This window comes from Pseudomonas sp. ICMP 561 (assembly GCF_002699985.1).
Taxonomy (GTDB): Bacteria; Pseudomonadota; Gammaproteobacteria; order Pseudomonadales; family Pseudomonadaceae; genus Aquipseudomonas; species Aquipseudomonas quasicaspiana.
Map to the genome: position 1 here is coordinate 176,991 of NZ_LKBT01000004.1, position 20,535 is coordinate 197,525.

A 20,535-nucleotide genomic window follows, 5' to 3' on the forward strand; every position below is an offset into this window, starting at 1 on the left:
CTGTTGACTGTGATTTTCCGATCTGGTTCCTGCTGCTCGTCAGTCTGGCCGGACCGAGAAAACATGTCGCCTTCGATATTTCAGAGTTTTTAACCCAAGGCCCCGTAAACTTTGCCTTTCAATGACTTGCATGGCTTTTTGCTATATCGAAAAGAGCCTGCGACCTTACGCCACGCCTGATTTCAGTGTGGCGGCCTCAAGTCCCTCAGCCTGTAACCGATAGGCATCACCACCTCTTCTATTCAATTCAACGCAAGGAATGCGCTTCTTCTATTGGAAAACCCATGTCATTACGCACCATGAATATCGCGCCCCGCGCGTTTCTAGGCTTCGCCTTGATCGGCACCCTTATGTTGGTCCTCGGCGTTTTTGCGCTGTCGCAGATGAGCAAGATCCGTGACGCAGGCGATGAAATCGCCAAAAGCAGCGTTCCCAGCATCCAGAGTCTGGACCGACTCACCGAAATCAGCATTCGCCTGCGCGTTCTTTCCTATCGTCTACTGATCAACCGCGAACCGGACATTCAGAGCAAAACCATCGATTTGTTCGCCATGCGTAACAAGCAAATCACTGACGCCCAGGCTGTCTATGAGACATTCATTGCCTCTCCTGAAGAGCAGACCGCTTACAACCAATACGTGCGATTGCTGGGCGATTACCGCCAGCTAGAGGAGCGCATTAAAAACCTGAGTCGTGCTGGCAAGATTGATGAATTAGGAAAATTGCTCAATGAAGAAACGCTGGCTAACTCCGATCAGATGAACGCAGCGCTGGCCAAGCTGGTCGAGATCAATGCCAGGCAACTGAGTGATACCAACAAAAACGCAGCCGGGCAGTATGCGTCGGCATTCACCCTGGTGGTGGGTCTGCTGATCGCCACCACGATCCTGACCATTCTGTTCGCCTGGCTGTTGACCCGCAGTATCACGCAGCCAATTGCTTCAGCGCTTGAAGCCGCCGAAACCATCGCCGAGGGTAATCTGACTCGCCCGATCAAAGCCGACGGTACTGACGAAGCCGGTCGTTTGCTCGCCGCCATGCAAAAAATGCAGGAAAAGCTGCGTGACACATTGACGCGTATTTCGGGTTCCGCCACCCAGCTTGCTTCTGCTGCTGAAGAGTTGAATGCGGTGACCGACGAAAGCGCTCGTGGCCTGGCTGAGCAGAACAACGAAATCGAACAAGCCGCTACTGCTGTCAACCAGATGACCAGTGCCGTGGAAGAAGTGGCGCGTAATGCGGTCAGTACTTCTGAAGCCTCGAAAAACGCCACTGCATCGGCGGGCGACGGTCGTGATCTGGTTCAGGAAACGGTCAATGCCATCGAACGCATGAGCGGTGACGTGCAGAGCACTGCAACACTGATCGGTAATCTGGCTGAAGAGTCCCGTGACATCGGCAAAGTGCTGGATGTGATTCGCGGTCTGGCTGACCAGACCAACCTGCTGGCCCTCAACGCTGCCATCGAAGCGGCGCGTGCCGGTGAAGCCGGTCGTGGTTTTGCCGTGGTCGCGGACGAAGTGCGTGCCTTGGCGCATCGTACTCAGCAGTCCACCAGCGAAATCGAACGCATGATCGGCAGCATTCAAGGTGGCACTGAACAGGCAGTCAGCTCAATGCGTAACAGTACTGAGCGTGCTGAGTCGACCCTCAGCATCGCCAAAGGCGCAGGCCTGGCGCTGGACACCATCAACACCGCTGTAGTGGAAATCAACGAGCGCAACCTGGTGATTGCCAGTGCCGCCGAAGAGCAGGCTCAAGTGGCTCGTGAAGTGGACCGCAACCTGGTGAACATCCGTGATCTGTCGGCCCAGTCGTCTGACGGTGCCACCCAGACCAGTGCCGCCAGCAGCGAGCTGACCCGGTTGGCGGTTGACCTGAACGGCATGGTTTCAAGGTTTAGTTTGTAAGCGCTGATACCCGGCCCATAGGAATCAGATTCCGGGGCTGTGAATACCTGTGGGAGATTCTATGTTCACCTGCAATCCCGTAGGACCGGCTTTAGCCGGGAGGGCGGTATTACTAGCGAAGGATATTTAGCGAATGTCCCGACGTCCTCCCGGCTAAAGCGGAACGCCGCCCGGCCGGTCCTACGGAATAGCGCGGTCTATGTGGGAATGAATTCGCTCCCACAGGTCTCTTGCCGTCCCTGATAATGAGTGCTCGATCCCGATACATCCCCTCCTGCAGAGTTAGCTAGAACATTTTGGAATGACTAAGATAGCCAAACTCATGGCTGTTTTTTAATGCATTGAAAGTTATAGCTTTGTGCAGTTATTTATTTTTTGCGCAGATTAGATACCTGTTAGTTATGACAGTGACACCGTATTTCCTCCTGTTTAGTATCGCTCTACGTCGACATGAATGAGCCTTTTGCTTTGGCGGCTTTGTGTGATATTTCGTGGCCAAGTGTCAATTTCAAGAGGGATATGTAATGAGCGTAAAACAGGATGAAAAATCGAATGCCCCGGTCAAGTTGAAAGAGCCCGTTGTGCTGGAGGCTCAGGTGATTGATGGTGAGAGCACTATAGACTTCGGGAGTCTTGAGCCGGAAGGCGCTACCTTGGTCGTTGCCTATGACGGCATCAAGACAGGGGATAGAGTCCAGGCGTGGGGACTGACGCCTCCCAACAACTACGATGAAACGCAAGTCGTTCCGGATAGAGCGATTTCTTTGACCTTCAAGGTGCCTAGAGCGTACTTTAGTGGAAAGCGGTCTGTAAGTTTTCAGTACTTTCTGCGGGCGGATGATCATAGTGTTATTGCTATATCTGAGGCCGCTCACTATACAGTTACTGATTCAGTTCCGGAGCCGTTACCTGCTCCGGTTATACAGGAAGCTGTCGCCGACTCCATTGTTGTTTCGAGTCTTCCGATCTCCGGCGCGACACTGCTGGTTGATTATCCGGGGGCTCAGGCTGGCGACGTTATTACAGCGAGTGCTATGGGTCCAAACAACACGAATCATTCGGAGAGCAAGACTTCAATTGGTTCGGTCCCGATGACATTCAAGGTGCCCAAGGCCTGGTTTGATAGGGTTCTGGCGGATGGGGGGAGGGCGACAGTGCATTCTTACTATGTCGATCCGGTGAGTGGCGATCCAGGCAATGCTTCAAGCATGAAGATGTATGGGGTCGAGTGACAGGCTCCCACGCTTTGGATTTCCTGTAGGAGCCAACTTGTTAGTGAGGCGTCAGACCTGCTTTGCCAGGTAAATCGCCTCGCGAACAAGTTCGCTCCTACCTGTATCAATCGCTCAAACGATTAATATTCGATCCGCACATCCCCCTTCGGAATGCTGCAGCACGACAGAATGTAGCCTTCGGCTTCGTCTTCTTCGGTGATCCCGCCGTTGTGCTCCATCTCCACTTCGCCGCTGAGTTTCATCACCTTGCAGGTTCCGCAGATGCCCATGCCGCAGGCTTTGGGGATCATCAGGCCGAGCTTGGCTGCGGCTGCGTGGACGGTTTCGCCCGGTGCCACGCGGATGCTCTTGCCGGTGTCGGTGAATTCCACCTGATGCAAATCCGATGCATCGACTTCCGGTGCGTCAGCAGCGATTTCCGCTTGTTCCACAGCATCGGCACGGGCTTCGGGAGGCGTCGCGCCGAACGATTCCTCATGGTATTGCGCCATGTTGAAACCGTTGGCTTCCAGCAGGCGTTTGACGGCCGTCATGTAAGGCGTCGGGCCGCAGCAGAACACCTCGCGCTCCATGAAGTCCGGCACCATCAGCTCTAGCATCTTCTGATTCAGATACCCGCGATAACCGGCCCAGGGCTCGCCGAGACCGTGCTTTTCGCAAATCAGGTGCAGGCTGAAGTTATCGATCCGCGACGCCATGTGTTCCAGTTCACGGTGATAAATGATGTCTTTGGGGGTGCGGGCGCTGTGCACGAACACCATGTCGACGTTGGCGTTGGTGTCGTAGAACCAGCGCGCCATGGACATCACCGGCGTGATGCCGACGCCGCCACTCAGGTAGAGGATTTTCGGGTTCGGGAAGTCGATAGCGTTAAACAGCCCGACCGGACCGTGGACCGCCAGCTCCTGACCTTCATGCAGCGTGTCGTGCAGATAGTTGGAAACCTTGCCGCCAGGCACGCGCTTGATGGTGACCGAGAAGCTGTAAGGCACCGAAGGCGAGCTGGAAATGGTGTACGAGCGCATCACCGGCACGCCTTCGATTTCAAGCTCCAGGGTCACGAACTGACCGGGCTTGAAGAAGAACATGATCGGCTGGTCAGCCATGAAACAGAAGGTGCGCACGTCCCAGGTTTCCTGGATCACTTTGACGACGCGAACCAGGTGACGGCCGTTCGCCCATGTCTGGGTATTTACCGGGCTCAGGAAGCTTTGGGACATGCTGAATCTCCAACGGCCGACGACCGGCCTCATGATGCGAATTCTGCGTAAGGCGCAGACCACCCACTTACCTGCCAGCGACATCGGCGTACTTATCGCGACCAGCCCCTGATTACCTGCATTAGCGCGTCGGGAACGGATTCGGCCATGTCGCCCATGGATAAGGTCAAGTCTGCGCCGGACTCCACACTCGCCACTAAATGTTTATCGAAAAGCATGAGCGGCAAAACAATCGCCGTCTTGCGTGCCAAACGCCACAAAGAACCGTATTAGCCAAATTCGCCGACCGTAAACCGTATGGTCATGAGGACTTCAAACGATGGACGTCACCGCAACCTTGAGCTTGGGCGATCCGCTGGAACCGGCACGTAAGGCCACTGCCGAAATGCTGCAGAATCGCGAACGCACCTATTCGCTGCCGCAGCCTTTCTACAGTGATGAGCGGTTGTTTGAAATCGACATGCAGGAGATCTTCCACAAAGAGTGGTTGATCGCAGGCATGACCGCCGAGATTCCGGCCAAGGGTAACTACCTGACGCTGCAGATCGGCAAGAACCCGGTGGTTGTGGTGCGCGGTCCGGATGGCGCGGTCAATGCCTTCTTCAACGTCTGCCGCCATCGTGGTTCGCGTCTGTGCACCAAGGAGAAGGGCAAGGTCGCCAAACTGGTGTGCCCATACCACCAGTGGACCTACGAGCTTGATGGTCGTCTGTTGTACGCGGGCAGCGAAATGGGCGATGACTTCGACATGAAGAACTTCAGCCTCAAGCCCATCAACGTGAAAACCGCGGGTGGCTATATCTTCATCAGCCTCGCGGAAAACCCGCCTGCCATCGACGAGTTCCTGCAGACCCTCAAGCACTACATGGAACCGTACGACATGGAAAACACCAAGGTGGCGGTGCAGACCACCTTGATGGAAAAGGCCAACTGGAAACTGGTGCTGGAAAACAACCGCGAGTGCTATCACTGCACTGGTTCACATCCAGAGCTCCTTAATACGTTGCTGGAGTGGGACGACGTAACAGATCCGCGTGCGACCCAGTCGTTCAAGGATCACGTCGCCGAATCGGCTGCGGCCTGGGAGGCTGAGAAGATCCCGTTCGCTCACGCTGCTTTTGGCTTGCGTAACCGTATCGTGCGCATGCCGCTGCTCAAGGGCACGGTTTCCATGACCATGGACGGCAAACAGGGCTGCAAGAAGCTCATGGGCCGGATCACAAACCCGGACCTGGGCTCGATGCGCATCCTGCACCTGCCGCACTCCTGGAACCACTGCATGGGCGATCACATCATCGTGTTCACGGTGTGGCCGATCAGCGCTCAGGAAACCATGGTCAGCACCAAATGGCTGGTACACAAAGATGCCGTTGAAGGTGTGGACTACGACGTGGCTCGCCTGCGCGAAGTCTGGGACGCGACCAACGATCAGGACCGCCGTCTGGCTGAAGAAAACCAGCGCGGGATCAACTCAGACGCCTACCAGCCAGGTCCTTACTCGAAGACCTATGAGTTCGGCGTGGTCAACTTCATCGACTGGTACAGTGCTCGCATGCTCGAAAACATGGGCGCCGAGCCTGCACCGTACCTGAAGGGCGTGGCGGTTAATCACGAGTGATGCCCGGTGCTTAATTAGTTGCGGTGAAGTACCTGTGGGAGATTCTATGTTGGCCTGCAAGCTTGATCTTGTAGGACCGGCTTCAGCCGGGAGAGCTCCGGGATATTCGCTAAATTTTCGTCGGCAGAAACACCGCTCTCCCGGCTAAAGCCGGTCCTACGGTAAAACGCGGCCTATGTGGAATTCATTCGCGAAGACCTGCCAGGCGCAGTTGATACGTCGGATGAATTCGCTCCCATCAGGGATCAACGCTTGCAGGCAAACATAGAATCTCCCACGGGTTAACCTTCTGCCGTGGCTTGGCTCAAATTTTGATCAAATCCCCGCCAGCGCAACCCGATCGGACGTCTTCAGCGTCAGCAAACACCTCATCTTCAGAACCGCCCTCGGAAATATAATCAGATGGCTGCCATTGCCCTCTGAAAGTTAGCTCCACTCGCTTTGACACTCCGAAACAGTCTTAAAAACTGTCATTTCTACCAGTACCCGCGCCGTCCCTCCCGCCCTACCATCAGATGACTCTCGAGTGTGTATTCCGAGCAATTTTTCCATTGCGCGTCTGCAATTGAAGAGAGGCTGAACATGAAGCCAATGCACAGGAGTGCGCTGCTCGTTGCAATGCTCATGAGTTGTTTACTGGCGCTCATGCTCAACGCAGCAACGGGCAAGTCTGCCCTGCAGACGGTAAGGGAAGAAATCCACGCTGGAACATTCGAAGAGCCCCGACTCATCACCGAACCCGCATGGCTAGGTGCGGTATTTCTTGATACCAAGGTTCAACCAGGCGCGTTCTACATAGCAGCGTTCGACAGCCAGCCCGAGCAGGCCAACCCCGTCTTCCCTGACATACCGCAATCCAGTGAATTCTGGACCTATGCAGGTCAACATTCAGGATTGGGACCGGACCTCAAACCCTTCACCGAACCCACTCGTATCGACGCACTTCACCTTGCGCAAATAGAAGGCAAAAAGGCGCTGCTACGCTCGAAAATCGCGGGCCTGCCCAGCTCGCAAACGCCATACCCAACCACCTCACAAAGTAATGATTTTTGGGATTTCCTCGGTTTCTTCGAGAAGTCTGGTACCGAGATAGACATGAAAAGCATCGAGGACCTGGCATGGCCTGGTGTGTTCATGAAATACGAGCCAAACCATTCGTTTTACGTCGCGCTGCGCACCGGGCATCCGCTGATCGACGCCTGGCCCGCGCCTGATAGCGAACAAGGCGCAGGCTATTGGAAATTTGCCGGGACCGACTCGGGTATCCCTGTTGCCGCACCCAAGCCATGGAGTGCGCGAAGCACCCAGGCAGGTTCTTATTATCTCCAGCCACTCAGCGCCGTGCGTCATCACTACTGGGCGTCCCGGTTCACGGGTTTCCCGGCATTGATGGACGCGGTATTTCCCCAGACCACCCAGTCGAGCGATTTATGGGTCTACAAGGGCCGTCACGAAGGGTCGGCTATTGATCCTAAAGTCTTTGGTGAGCCTCTCTTGGGCAGTGGTACATATCGTGCTCGAATCGCAGGCAAATGGGTGTCTTTGCACCCTCGCGGTCTAGAAGGTACGCCATCCTCTGAAACGCCTTATCCGAGTGAGCTGAAAAGTAACGATTACTGGACTCTGGTATCAGTCTCCGCACACGCGGGCACTTGGCAGAGCCCCAAAAACGATCAGGACGAGTTCACTTGGGCAGGCCAGATTCACGCCCAGCCGCAGGGCAGTGGTCAGGCTTTTTTCCGCTCGCTGGCCTCACATTACGCACCTGAAGGTGGATGGCAATACACCGATACACAGGCATGGCAGCCGTTGGGCATATCGACTCATGCCGGTACTGTCGCCGACCCAAAAGGGCAGGATGAGCTGACATGGCCGGGTGCGGTGCATGCCACGACTCTCGACGGGCAATTGACATACTTCAGGTCGTTGCAGGAGGGCAACCCGGCCGATCATGACTGGCCACTGCCAACTACGGCTACCAGCACTGAGGACTGGCAAGTTATCCCGTTCGTGCCCGCGCCGGGTACGTTCGAGGAGCCACGGCGCTTCAACGATTACGGTCAGCCCGGCTCGGTTTATGTGGATAACAACGGCAATCATCCAAGTAGCTATTACATCTCGCACATCGAAGGCTACCCCGCCGACGATATCGACAGCTTTGTCACGGTGGGTCTGGCAGACCCTAACTGGGAGTTCGTCGGTCACCACGCAGGGCTGATGACAGACCTGAAACCCTTTGATGACATCACTCGCGTCGGTGCTTTCCATGAGGCCGAGATCGCCGGGCAGCGGGCGTTGGTCCGTTCGCGCATCACCGGCTGGCCGAGCCCTGCCACGCCTTATCCTGTGACGCTAGCCAGTACGGCGCACTGGGAATTCATCGGTGTGTTCAAACATGCGGGTACTGCAGGTGACTTCAAGGGCAATGATGATATGACTTGGCCAGGTGCCTTGCATCTAGACGAGCCACAACAGATTGTCTTTGCCGCTAAGCAGGCTGGCAAGCCGGGCCCTGAAGGGTGGATGTACCCCGAAGGGGAGGAAAGCAATGACCAATGGGACTTCGTCATTTCGTTAGCCGCTAACAGCGGTACTGTCGAAGCTCCCCGTGAGCGCAACATGCCGAGTGCTCCAGGGGTGATCTTTGCCGATCAACGCGACTTGTTAAGCCAGAAACTCTACCGCTCCAAATTTAGTGGCTACGCAAAAAATATCGGCGCGGTATATCCCTCGGGGACCGAGTCCAACGAGTTTTATGAATACGTGGGCGAGCACGCCGGAACCTTCACCGATCCGAAATCCTTCAACGAACCCACATGGCCTGGCGCTGTTCATCAGACCACCATTGAAGGCAAGTTGACGTTCCTGAAATCGAAGTTTGACGGGGTACCAAGTGCAGAAACGCCTTACCCCGAAACCCCTACCAGCAATGCGTTCTGGGGCTTTGAGTTTACAACTGACCAAGCGGGGACTTACGTCGACCCCAAAAACCTGCAGGGTAAGACCTGGCCGGGGGCTGTTCATAAAAACCGTTTTCTAGGTCAGGACACGCTCTATCTGGCCAAACAGTTTGGCAACCCCGCCGAGGATCAGTGGCCAGTTCCGAGTGCCTCCGCCGTAGCCTATTGGGACTTGGTGGGCATGGTCTTTCACAATGGCACATTTGCAGACCCGAAAGTCTTCAATGAGGTCACCGTCGTTGGGCTCATTCATACCGGTACTGTCGAGGGTGAGACGCTCTATTTCCGATCACTCGTAAATGGCCAGCCCGAAGAAAATGGCTGGGCGTATCCAGACGCAGAAGCCAGCAATGAGTACTGGGAATACCTCGGGAAAAACTTGCGACAAGGCACGTGGGGCGATCCGAAAGGAGCCAATGATTTCACATGGCCCGGGCTGATACACGCTGTGCACATAGATGGCAAACGGGTTTATCTGACTTCGAAGGTGGACGGTCTGCCCGCCGAGCATGACTGGCCCTATCCTGAAACTGGCAGAAACGCCTACTGGGATATTGCAGGCGAATCACGTCACAGCGGTAGCCTCATAAACCCTAAAGACCAGCGGGAAGTGTCTTGGGTAGGCGCTATACATATGCGCCAGGATGGGCAGGGAAAAATGTATTACCGCAACAAATTGCTCTCCGGCAATCTTGAAGTGATAGGCGATGCTTATCCACTGCCCACCGATGAAAGCAGTAGTGCCGCGTGGGAATATCTCGGGCGCAATAGCAATGCAGGTACGCTGGATGATCCGCATACCGGTACCGCTTTGACGTGGCCGGGCAATGTTCACAAGCTGACCCGCACCGCCACTGATATTTACTATCAGGCCAGGTTCACCGGCGTTGCCAACACCACCCACCCATTCCCGCCCACTGTCGGGGCCAGTAATGATGACTGGACGTATGTAGGGAAAAACTCGCAGCCGGGCACGGTGCTTGCGCCTAAAGATGCTCATGAAATGACCTGGCCAGATGCGATTCACCGATTCGAGCGGCTAGGTAAGGCCTACTACGTGAGGTCGAAGATTCACGGCGTGCCGCCTGAATCCGGGTGGGTTTTTCCAGTGCCCCCCAATAGCGATGAGCGTTGGGATCTCGTTGATATTGGCGTTCATGCCGGAACTTGGGACGATCCAAAACCGTGGAGTGATATAAGCTGGCCTGGCGCTATATATATGCTAGGTTTTCCGGAGGAAATTGTTGGTCCTGATCATCCATTTCGGTCATTTTATAGCTCGACATTTTGGGGGGATCCATCCGAGCACGGCATGCCTACGCCCTATAACAGCGCATGGGTATTCATCAGTAGTTCGATACTCCCTGCCACGCTGTCCTCTCCCAGTCTATTCTTAGGAACAACCTGGAAGGGGGCAGTGCACTGGTATCCGCTTTCGGGAGAGTTGTTCAGGTCCAAGAAAAACGGCCCCATGCTCTACATTGAGCCTCCCTCAGGACCGGAAAATCATGAAAACTGGGATTTTTTGGGAGTTACTCGGCATCTAGGTACCTATTCCGACCCTAAAGAATGGATCGAATACACGTGGCCCGGTCGTATCCATAACTACGACATCGGCAGCAGGATCCTGTACTTTTCCGCGAAAATGACGGGGACGCCCTCGGATAAAACAAATCTTTGGCATTACCCCACCGACGAAAGCAGTAATGATTGGTGGGCTTATATTGGAACTACTGAGCACGCCGGTACTTTCGCCGAGCCTCATGAGTGGAATGAGATCACTTGGAGGGGTGCTATTCACCAAGTCAAACTCGCTACGAGCATTCGTTATTTCGAGGCTCGATTTGCTGGCAGCGGGCTGGCGAATGGATGGGAGTATCCCGATGGTGAGTCCAGCGATCAGCACTGGCGGTACGTCGCTACTGGTATCCATGCAGGTACTGTGGAAGACCCCAAAGATGTCGGGCTTGAACCGGTTTGGCCTGGTGTAATAGTCGTTAGCAGCCGAAACCCGGTGGGGGCCAGATACTACATCGCAAAAAATGATGGCATCCCGGGAACACAATGGCCGTTACCAATGGGTGAAATGAGTAACGAAAACTGGGAGTTTTTTGGTACATCGAAACATGCAGGGACTAAAGAGGATCCTAAAGAGTGGGAGGAAGTCACATGGCCGAGTGCGTTTAACTATGCAAGCAGGTCCGGTGTTCGTGCTTTCTATAGCCCTAAACGCGCTGGAGTCCCTGCCAATAATAGCTGGATATACCCCGCCGAGTTGAAGGACGACGATAACTGGGTTTATTCAGGGTTTATTCATACTAGCGGCACCATCGAAAATCCCAAAAGATATAATGATTATACCGAGCCAGGTTTGATCCACTCTGGAACTGTCGCCAATCAACAGATGTTGTTTGCTTCCAAATTTCAGGGACAGGCCGATCCGCCCGGTCGACCTAATGATGTGCCGGAGAAAAAATTTCCCGCCTTCGGTACTGATAATGAATGGTGGCAGTTCATGCGCAAGGGAGATGGCACCCCAGCTATTCCTAATGGATGGTATGACTATTCCCTCACCGGGGATTTGAATGCCTACCTCTACGGAGGCAAGCGCTTGTTATTCCGGGCCAAATACGAAGGGCGTCCGTCGAGCCATAGCCGGTACTATCCAGTCTCGGAAGTCGACAATGAAAACTGGCAGTACCACTCGATACATCGCGGCACTTACGATGATCCAAAAGGGTGGGCGGAATATACGTATATAGGTGACTTTCATCGTTACGAGAATGCGGGTCTGACTACCTTCTTCAAGGCTAAGAGAGAGGGGTACCCTGCCGCCGACCTCGGGAATTACCCCGGTGGTGGGCAAAGTAATGATGCTTGGGAGTATACGGGCACGCATGCCGGGACCCGGCAAGACCCGAAAACCTGGTTTGAACCTACCTGGCCAGGGGCAATCCATTGGGATCGTCAGCAACATTTGTATTTCACTTCCAGGATGACGGGGTTGCCATATGCGCATTACGCCCCTTACCCGAACGGTGCCTTCAGCTTTGCCAACTGGGAAAATATTGATACCGCACGATGGACAGCCCAAGGTGTGAATGACTTCTCCAAGCCGTTTGACGAATACAGCTGGGTCACTGCACACAATGCTTATATTGGCGACCGGGGAATGGTTCAGACGTTGCGTGATCATTTCAATCGAGGCGTTCGTGCCTTTATGATAGATATACATCTGGACGGGAGCGGCGCTCCAGACGGGGGGCAGATCAGAGTCTGTCATTTAATGCCCATCGGTTATTGCTGGACAAATGATCCACTTTTGCGTGACGCTTTTTCGGTCTTTTTAGAGCTTCTTAGAACGAACAGGGACGCCGTCATCACGATAACGTTTGAATCTACTGTTTCACGCGCTGAATTGAAAGCAGTGCTTGATCAGTTTCCTGAGCTTGCTAGTTACAGTGTCTTGCCTCCAATAAATGGGCCATGGCCCACTTTGCAGCAAATGATTAATACTAATAAAAGACTTGTCATGTTTAGCGATGGTAGTAGCTGGGGTGCTTATACGAATGGAGGCAAAACTGTTTCTATTTTACAGGCTCGAGATACTCAGGTTGAGAATACTTACAACCTTGGTGATACGGCAATAATCCACAACTGGGAATGCCGAACCCGCTACGACGATCTCGAACTGTCACTGCGCAAAGTGTATGGCACGTTTAATCGCCCCTTTGTGCTCAATCAATTCCACTCATGGGGCAGCAGCACCGCCCATGCCGGGGATATGGATAATAATTTGACATGGCTGCAACGTCGCGTGGAGCGTTATTGCGGTCAGAACACTGGCTGGAGAAATCCCAATTTCCTGGCCATCGACTTTAATCAGGTGGGCGATGCGTTCCCTTACGTCGCCGCGATGACCCAAGGTGGTTTTTACTTCTATGAACGCAATAACGGTAACCGCGACGGGGATACGGTTTGCGTGCTGCCTGGCGGTCAAAGTGTGCCTGGGAGTGGCGAGCACTACGACTTGAGACTTGCTACACGTGGTTGCGAAAACGATGAAATCAGGTCCATGGAACTGGACGGTATCAGCGCCGGGACACGTATCGAGTTGTATGACAGCCCAGGCGCAGACCGTCAGGATGACTTCACCCTTATTGATATGAAGCAGTCGGTACCCTTGGGGCAACGGGTCAGGATCAATTCACTGGAGGGTTCTGAGGACAACTTCTGGTACCGAAAACTGGCCTTCCGCAATAATGGCCTCGACGGGAAAGTCTCTCGGATAAAGATCAGAACCACCCCGGATACTGAAGATTTTGCAGACGCTCAGGTGGTGTTTTATGAAGAGGTGAACGCACAGCAAAACATCGTCTGTACCGTCCCGTTCACAAGGCAGAACGTAAGGGCTGGCCACGGTAACAACAGCTATGGTTGCGACAACGATGAGATTGATTCCGCCGTCATCGTCCAGGCGAGGGCCGGCTCCTACTTTTCAGTGGTCGGACACCCTTACGGCGACTACAGCCAAGGACTCGCAGAGGTTCGGGTCAAGAAAGACATTCTGATGCCAGTGGTCATTGGTAATTTTGAAAGCAATTTCGAGAATGAATACGTCAAGGTACGCAGATGCAGAGGGCACAAATTAGGGGGGCAGATTTCGTTCTTGTATTTCTGGCCGGAGGGGCACGCCCTTGATTGCGGCGAATAGAGGGCGTAAGGAACGGTGTTGATCAGAAATCGATCGATACCGCTCTGGGCCAACGCCGCCGCCCTCTGCCAGCTTCAGCAAACAACTTATCCACAAGACCACCCACAGCAATTGTGGGGAAGTCGATTATTCACCCTGTAAAAAACCAATAAAAACCGTGACTTATTCAGGATCTCAGTTTGTTGTGGATATTGATCAATAATTGATCAATTCATTGTAGGCCTCGTATAATAAGGGCTGCAGCCGAACACAAACACCTTATCCACAGATGCGCCAACAGACTTTGGGGGCAACTCTGGAGATATCGCCTGTGGTCTGTGGAAAACTGCTGAAAACCCCGTCTTTCAAGGTTGACAGGAGGGGGTTTAAGCTTTTTTGTTGAGATTGGTCGTTTTTTGATCGTTTTCTTGCAGGCCTTTATATACTTGGTCTGTAGAGGTAAGCGAACAACTTGTCCACAGAAGCGCCAACAGACTTTGTGGGTAGTTGTGAATGATCTAATTATCCAGTGGATGCTTTATCCACAATGAAAAACCAATAAAAACCGTGGGTTATGCTGGTTGTTTTTCGATCAATGAGCTGTAAGGCGCGGCCAGCATGGGATGCAGGGATCAGCGAACAACTTATCCACAGAGCCACTAACAACCAATGTGCACAACTCCTACATCTCGCACAACGCGATACCCTGTGGGAGCGAGGCTTGCCCGCGAAGAACGATGACGCGGTAGACCTGATAAAACGGGGCGCCTGTATTCGCGGGCAAGCCTCGCTCCAACGAATCACCTGAGCCCGTCGAAACGGGTATTAGAACGAATGACTCTGCCGCCGCCGACGCCACTAGCTCCGATCGAGGCAGGCGGGGCTTGACGCTCACAGGCTTGAATAACCTCGGTAGGAGCGAACTTGTTCGCGAAGAGATGGCGCAGGCTATAGATATTCATCGTCTGTAGAAGCGCTCGCGAACAAGTTCGCTCCTACCGTTCTGCTCAGTGGCTTTAGAAAGAATGACTCTGCTGCCGCCGACGCCATTGGCTCAGGCTCTGGTCGAGACGGGCGGGGCTGCCGATCTCCTGGCGACGTGCGTGGCTGAACAGGATCAGCGCCAGCTCTGCTGTCACCAACGCATCGGCGCTGGCGTGGTGGCGCTCTTCTGCATGCAGCCCGAAGAACTGTGTCCAGTCATCAAGCCCGGCCTTGCGGAAACCAGCCTGTGGAAAAAGCATCGGTGCTATGTCCGCTACATCTAAGAAGTGATGCTCAAGCCGGTAGTCCAGGTTGTCTTTCAGTGCCCGACTCAGCATGTGTTGGTCAAACGGCGCATGGAACGCCAGCAGCGGGCTTTCACCCACAAACTCCATGAAATCCAGCAGGGCCTGCACAGGCTCACTACCCGCCGCAATCGCGCTGGGTGCCAGGCCGTGAATCAATACGGCGGGGGTGGCTTTTTTGTTGGGGCACAGCAACGTTCGTTCGGACTGCTGACTCAGGTCAATGGCCCCGTCCTCGATGACCACTGCACCGATGGATAGCACCTGATCACGGTTCATGTTCAGGCCGCTGGTTTCCAGATCGACCACTACCCAGCGTTGCTGCCGCAGCGGGTGTTCGCTAAGGGGCGCTGCCGAAGCAAGGTTAGCCAGACGCTGCTGATCGCGTTTTTCCAGCGTCGGTTTTGGTGGCCGGGGGCGTAGCCATTGGAACAGGTTCATGCTGGTAAACACACTCATAGTTGATAACGCAGCGTCAGACTGGTTTGCAGGCGCTGGGCCTGGCGCAATGATTCACGCAGGATCCGCCGGTCCAGATGGTTCAGGGTGTCTGGATCGATACGGTTGGACCACGGCAGGTTCTGTCTGCTTTGCAGTTGATGCTGCTGCATGCGGGTTTGTTGAATGAAGTGGTAGGCCTCCTCATAGGCGGCGCCGTCCTGAGCGTCGATGACTTCGCGTGCAACCAGCTGGCGCAGGCGCTCCAGGGTGTTGTTGACGCCAACGCCATTGGCCAACGCCAGCACGCGCGCGCCATCGACGAAGGGTGTCAGGCCTTGGGTCTTGAGGTCCAGGGTGTCCTTGTCGCTGCCTTTGCGAGCCAGGACGAAGTCTTTGAAGCGTCCCACAGGAGGACGCTGGCGCAGTGCGTTCTCTGCCAGCATGCGCTGGAACAGGCGGTTGTCGGCGACCTGGTCGAGGATCTGCTGACGCAACTGCTCGCCGCCGCTTTCTTCGCCCCACACCACTCGCAGATCGAAATAGATACTGGAGTTGAGCAGGTTCTCCGGCGTTGCGTCGCGGATGAACGCGGCAAAGCGTCGGGACCATTCAGCCCGGGAAAGGCAGAGCTCCGGGTTGCTCGCCATGATGTTGCCTTTGCACAGCGTGAAGCCGCATTGCGCCAGGTTCTGATTGATGCGCTCGGCAATCGGCAGCAGCAGGCCGCGAATATGCTCCGCTTCAGCGGCGTCCTTGGCATCGAACAGAATGCCGTTGTCTTGGTCGGTGTGCAGGGTTTGCTCACGACGGCCTTCGCTGCCGAAACACAGCCAACTGAAGGGGATGCCAGGGTCGCCGCGCTCTTGCAGCGTCAGCTCGATCACGCGGCACACGGTGTGGTCGTTGAGCAGGGTGATGATCTGGGTGATCTGGGTCGAGGACGCGCCATGGGCCAGCATGCGATCCACCAGTTGCACGATATCGCCGCGCAGGTTGCACAGGCTGTCGATGCGCGGTGCCGTGCGAATAGTGCGAGCCAGATGAACCAGATCGACCCGTTGCAGAGAGAACAGGTCCCTTTCTGATACCACGCCGCACAAGCGACCGTCTCTGACCAGGCAGACATGCGCAATGTGTCGGCTGGTCATGGCGATGGCCGCATCAAAGGCACTGGCGTCAGGGCTGAGATGGAAGGGCGCCTGAATCATGCGGCTCTGGATCGGCTGGCTGAAGTCGACATTGATGTCGGCCACGGCCTCACGCAGGTCACGCAACGTGAAAATCCCTAGCGGTGCCTGATGCTGGTCTATGATCACGATGCTGCCAACTTGTTGCTCGTGCATCAGCTTCACAGCTTCACGCATTGGCGTATCAGGCGTACACATCACGGGATGACGCATGGCCAGCTCGCCAAGCCGGGTATTGAGGGAGTATTGGGTACCGAGGGTTTCAACGGCGCGTTGCTGGACCTGCTGATTAACCTGATCCAGCAGGCTGCTGACGCCCCGCAAGGCGAAGTCGCGGAAGGTTGTGGATAACGCGAACAGCTTGATGAACGCCTGCTTGTTCAACTGCAGGCAAAAGGTGTCTTCAGCGGCCAGATGCTCGGTGCGCGTAGCTCGTTCTCCCAGCAGAGCGGCCAGCGGAAAGCATTCACCGGTGGTGATTTCAAAGGTGGTTTCAGTGCCGCCTTTTGCTGTGTGAGGACGCTCGCCGACCACTCGCCCTTGTTTGACGATGTAGAAATGCTCTACTGGGCCATCGCTCGGCTTGATGATGCTCTCGTCGGCGGCGTAAAAACGCAGTTGGCATTGTTCGACCAGATACGCGAGGTGCGCATTTTCCATATGGTCGAATGGCGGGAATTTTTGCAGGAATTGCATGGTGCCGTGAATGTTCTGCAACACCGCTGTTTTCCCGGCCTGGGTGAATGCATCGGCTCGACTCATGACCAGCACCGCTTTGTTTTTATTGAAGGCTATGGTCGGCCGCTTGAGGGGTAGTGCCCATTGGACGTAAGTCTTACGACAACAAAAAGATTTCTGACTCTTACCTTCATGGTGTAAAAAGCACCTGTACAGAGTTGTACGATGCTTGGGACGGCCCTTGTTCGAATGCAAGGGCGCCAGCAAAAAAAGCACACAGATATCTCCGGGCAGAGCCCGGTGTTTTTGTCAGTCAGTGCAAAGGAATGAGGCGGTTATGCTGGATTACGATATTTTGAGCGATGAAGAGCGCGAAGCTCTGCATGAGGTGATGCTCGCGCCGCCGTCCAGTTCGGAGCAACGGGTGCTGATCGTGGACGATGACCGGGACGCGCGCGAACTGCTGGCCGAAATCCTCAGCCTCAACGACATAAGTTGTCTGACGGCGGCTGGCGGTAACAGCGCCATGGAGTTGCTTCGCACCCGTGACAGCATCGCTCTGCTGATTACCGACCTGCGCATGGCTCCGTGTAACGGCCTGGACCTGATTCGTCAGGTCCGCGATTCCGAGCGAGCTTCGTTGCCGATCATCATTGTGTCCGGTGACGCCAACGTGCGTGATGCCATCGATGCCATGCACCTGAGCGTGCTGGACTTCCTGCTCAAGCCCATCAACACCAAGCAGTTGGTGAAGCTGGTGAAGAGAGAGTTGGGGATGGAGTGAGGATCGCCCCGTAGGACCGGCTTTAGCCGGGAGGGCGGTAATTCTGGCGAAGGAAATTGGGTGAGTGTTCTGACGACCTCCTGGCTAAAGCCGGTCCTACAGATGGTGTAGGACCGACGTGCATGACTTGTTTACAACCCGTTCTTCGCCTTGAACTCCCGACGCCGACGGTGCAAAACCGGCTCGGTGTAACCGTTAGGCTGTTTAGTCCCTTCGATTACCAGTTCAACCGCCGCCTGGAACGCGATGTTGCTGTCGAAATCCGGCGCCAGCGGACGGTACAGCGAGTCCCCCGCATTTTGCCGGTCAACCACAGGCGCCATGCGCTTGAGGCTGTCCATCACCTGAGTTTCGTTGACCACGCCATGACGCAGCCAGTTAGCGATGTGCTGGCTGGAGATACGCAGCGTGGCGCGGTCTTCCATCAGGCCAATGTCGTTGATGTCCGGCACTTTCGAGCAGCCCACGCCCTGATCGATCCAGCGCACCACGTAGCCGAGAATGCCCTGTGAGTTGTTATCCAGTTCGTTCTGGATTTCCTCGGGCGTCCAGTTGGTGTTCGGCGCGAGCGGGATAGTCAGGATGTCATCCACCGAGGCGCGAGTGCGCTGGGCCAGTTCATCCTGACGGGCGAACACGTCAACCTTGTGATAGTGCAGCGCGTGCAGCGCAGCGGCCGTCGGCGACGGAACCCAGGCGGTGTTCGCGCCTGCCATTGGGTGAGCGATTTTCTGCTCCAGCATCGCCGCCATCAGGTCCGGCATGGCCCACATGCCCTTACCGATCTGCGCACGGCCTTGCAGGCCGCAGCTCAAGCCGATATCTACGTTGGAGTTTTCGTAGGCGCTGATCCATTTCTCGGCTTTCATCTGCGCCTTGCGCACGACAGGGCCTGCTTCCATGGAGGTGTGAATTTCGTCGCCAGTGCGGTCCAGGAAGCCCGTGTTGATGAACACCACACGCTCGCTGGCCGCTTTGATGCAGGCCTTGAGGTTGACCGTGGTACGGCGTTCCTCGTCCATGATCCCGACTTTAAGCGTGTTGCGTGGCAAACGCAGAACGTCTTCGACACGACCGAACAGCTCGTTGGTGAATGCAGCTTCTTCCGGGCCATGCATCTTCGGTTTGACGATGTACACCGAGCGAGTACGGCTGTTGCTGCGCGTGGTGTTGCCATTGAGGCTGTGGATCGCCGCAAGGCTGGTCAGCAGACCGTCCAGAATGCCTTCCGGGACTTCCTGACCGTTCTTGTCCAGGATTGCATCAATGGTCATCAAGTGACCGACGTTGCGGATGAACAGCAGTGAACGACCGTGCAGCTTCACTTCGCCGCCATTAGGCGCGGTGTAGTGACGGTCGCCGTTCATGGTGCGGGTGAAGGTTTCGCCGCCTTTGGAGACCTGTTCGGCCAGATCGCCTTTCATCAGGCCCAGCCAGTTGCGGTACACCACAACCTTGTCGTCGGCATCAACGGCAGCGATGGAGTCTTCGCAGTCCATGATGGTGGTCAGCGCGGCTTCCATCAGCACGTCTTTGACGCCCGCGGCATCGGTCTGGCCAATCGGGCTGGCAGCGTCGATCTGGATCTCGAAATGCAGACCGTTGTGCTTGAGCAACACGGCGGTCGGCGCTGATGCGTCGCCTTGATAGCCGATCAATTGCGCGTCGTCTTCAAGGCCGGTATTGCTACCGCCCTTGAGGCTGATGACCAGCTTGCCGTCGATCAGCTTGTAGCCGGTGGAATCAACGTGAGAGCCTGCGGCCAGCGGCGCGGCTTCGTCGAGGAAGGCGCGGGCAAAGGCGATCACTTTGTCACCGCGAACCTTGTTGTAGCCTTTGCCTTTCTCTGCGCCGTCGGCTTCGCTGATGGCGTCGGTGCCATACAGCGCGTCGTACAACGAGCCCCAGCGGGCGTTCGAGGCGTTGAGGGCGAAGCGGGCATTCATGACCGGCACCACCAGCTGTGGGCCAGCCATGCGGGCGATTTCTTCATCGACGTTTTGCGTCGTGATCTGGAAATCCGCCACCTCTGGCAGCAGATAACCGATTTGCTCAAGGAAAGCCTTGTAAGCCGAGGCGTCGTGGGCCTGACCGGCATGGGACTGGTGCCAGGCGTCGATCTGCGCCTGCAAGTCATCACGTTTAGCGAGCAGTGCCTTGTTCCTGGGGGCCAGCTCATTGATCAACTGGTCTGCGCCCATCCAGAAGCCAGCAACATCAAGACCGGTCCCGGGAAGTGCTTCGTTATTCACGAAGTCATACAGGACTTTGGCGACCTGCAGGCCACCGACTTGAACGTGTTCAGTCATTGCACTTGCCTCACTCTGCTCAGCTTTTTTACGCCCCCGGAGGAAGCGCTCTTTTGTTGGGTCGCCGTTTATGTAGTGCGCGACGCGGGATGCTACATGAAGGCTTGACGCGTGGAAACGGAACTAAATATGTCACTTCGCGACTGAAATTTCATCGCTAGTCATCATCGGGATTCGGATGTTCTCAAAGATGTTGCCGATTGTTCCAGAT

Annotated in this window: 9 protein-coding genes and 1 pseudogene; 6 read left to right on the forward strand and 4 right to left on the reverse strand. The window is 55.3% G+C overall.

The window, feature by feature from the left end; translation table 11 throughout:
• Positions 1 to 299 precede the first annotated feature (299 nt).
• The 3 genes and pseudogenes from AO242_RS30375 to AO242_RS05380 all read left to right on the forward strand — a co-directional run.
• Positions 300 to 1,055, forward strand: a pseudogene (locus AO242_RS30375) (MCP four helix bundle domain-containing protein); the annotation flags it as partial.
• On the forward strand, positions 1,047 to 1,910 hold the full coding sequence (locus AO242_RS30380; RefSeq protein ID WP_406644026.1) for a methyl-accepting chemotaxis protein: 864 nt from the start codon (positions 1,047 to 1,049) through the stop codon (positions 1,908 to 1,910). The pseudogene AO242_RS30375 and the gene AO242_RS30380, both read left to right, overlap by 9 nt.
• Positions 1,911 to 2,434: 524 nt before the next feature.
• Positions 2,435 to 3,142, forward strand: coding sequence for a hypothetical protein (locus tag AO242_RS05380; protein WP_099267961.1), 708 nt, complete (start codon positions 2,435 to 2,437; stop codon positions 3,140 to 3,142).
• A gap of 122 nt (positions 3,143 to 3,264) precedes the next feature.
• Here AO242_RS05380 and gbcB read toward each other — a convergent pair whose 3' ends face one another.
• On the reverse strand, positions 3,265 to 4,365 hold the full coding sequence (gene gbcB, locus AO242_RS05385) for a glycine-betaine demethylase subunit GbcB (RefSeq protein WP_027899825.1): 1,101 nt from the start codon (positions 4,363 to 4,365) through the stop codon (positions 3,265 to 3,267).
• 319 nt (positions 4,366 to 4,684) lie between these two features.
• On the opposite strand from gbcB, the gene gbcA reads away from it, so the two are divergent.
• Positions 4,685 to 5,983, forward strand: coding sequence for a glycine-betaine demethylase subunit GbcA (gene gbcA, locus AO242_RS05395; protein ID WP_027899826.1), 1,299 nt, complete (start codon positions 4,685 to 4,687; stop codon positions 5,981 to 5,983).
• Positions 5,984 to 6,565: 582 nt separating this feature from the next.
• The gene (locus AO242_RS05400; RefSeq protein WP_257153377.1) at positions 6,566 to 13,657 is read left to right on the forward strand and encodes a PI-PLC X phosphodiestherase-like domain protein; all 7,092 of its coding nucleotides are present in this window, start codon (positions 6,566 to 6,568) and stop codon (positions 13,655 to 13,657) included.
• A 995-nt stretch (positions 13,658 to 14,652) separates the two neighbouring features.
• On the opposite strand, the gene AO242_RS05410 is transcribed toward AO242_RS05400, so the two are convergent.
• Both AO242_RS05410 and AO242_RS05415 read right to left on the reverse strand, forming a co-directional pair.
• Complete coding sequence (locus tag AO242_RS05410) at positions 14,653 to 15,366, reverse strand: 3'-5' exonuclease (protein WP_099267963.1); 714 nt, start codon at positions 15,364 to 15,366, stop codon at positions 14,653 to 14,655.
• Between the two features lie 14 nt (positions 15,367 to 15,380).
• Positions 15,381 to 17,315 (reverse strand): DUF294 nucleotidyltransferase-like domain-containing protein, encoded by a 1,935-nt coding sequence (locus tag AO242_RS05415; RefSeq protein WP_099267964.1) that lies wholly within the window; start codon positions 17,313 to 17,315, stop codon positions 15,381 to 15,383.
• Positions 17,316 to 17,568: 253 nt separating this feature from the next.
• Here AO242_RS05415 and AO242_RS05420 point away from each other — a divergent pair, with 253 nt between their 5' ends.
• Complete coding sequence (locus AO242_RS05420) at positions 17,569 to 18,015, forward strand: response regulator (RefSeq protein WP_027899830.1); 447 nt, start codon at positions 17,569 to 17,571, stop codon at positions 18,013 to 18,015.
• Between the two features lie 131 nt (positions 18,016 to 18,146).
• Here AO242_RS05420 and AO242_RS05425 read toward each other — a convergent pair whose 3' ends face one another.
• Entirely contained in the window at positions 18,147 to 20,324 is a 2,178-nt protein-coding gene (locus AO242_RS05425; RefSeq protein ID WP_099267965.1) for a malate synthase G, read from the reverse strand.
• Positions 20,325 to 20,535: the final 211 nt, after the last annotated feature.

Excerpts from the sequence above, each read along its gene's own strand:
- AO242_RS05380 (WP_099267961.1), top strand. The coding sequence starts at position 2,435 with ATGAGCGTAAAACAGGATGAAAAATCGAATGCCCCGGTCAAGTTGAAA.
- AO242_RS05410 (WP_099267963.1), bottom strand. The coding sequence starts at position 15,366 with ATGAACCTGTTCCAATGGCTACGCCCCCGGCCACCAAAACCGACGCTG.
- AO242_RS05415 (WP_099267964.1), bottom strand. The coding sequence starts at position 17,315 with ATGAGTCGAGCCGATGCATTCACCCAGGCCGGGAAAACAGCGGTGTTG.
- AO242_RS05400 (WP_257153377.1), top strand. The coding sequence starts at position 6,566 with ATGAAGCCAATGCACAGGAGTGCGCTGCTCGTTGCAATGCTCATGAGT.
- AO242_RS05420 (WP_027899830.1), top strand. The coding sequence starts at position 17,569 with ATGCTGGATTACGATATTTTGAGCGATGAAGAGCGCGAAGCTCTGCAT.
- AO242_RS30380 (WP_406644026.1), top strand. The coding sequence starts at position 1,047 with ATGCAGGAAAAGCTGCGTGACACATTGACGCGTATTTCGGGTTCCGCC.
- gbcA (WP_027899826.1), top strand. The coding sequence starts at position 4,685 with ATGGACGTCACCGCAACCTTGAGCTTGGGCGATCCGCTGGAACCGGCA.
- gbcB (WP_027899825.1), bottom strand. The coding sequence starts at position 4,365 with ATGTCCCAAAGCTTCCTGAGCCCGGTAAATACCCAGACATGGGCGAAC.
- AO242_RS05425 (WP_099267965.1), bottom strand. The coding sequence starts at position 20,324 with ATGACTGAACACGTTCAAGTCGGTGGCCTGCAGGTCGCCAAAGTCCTG.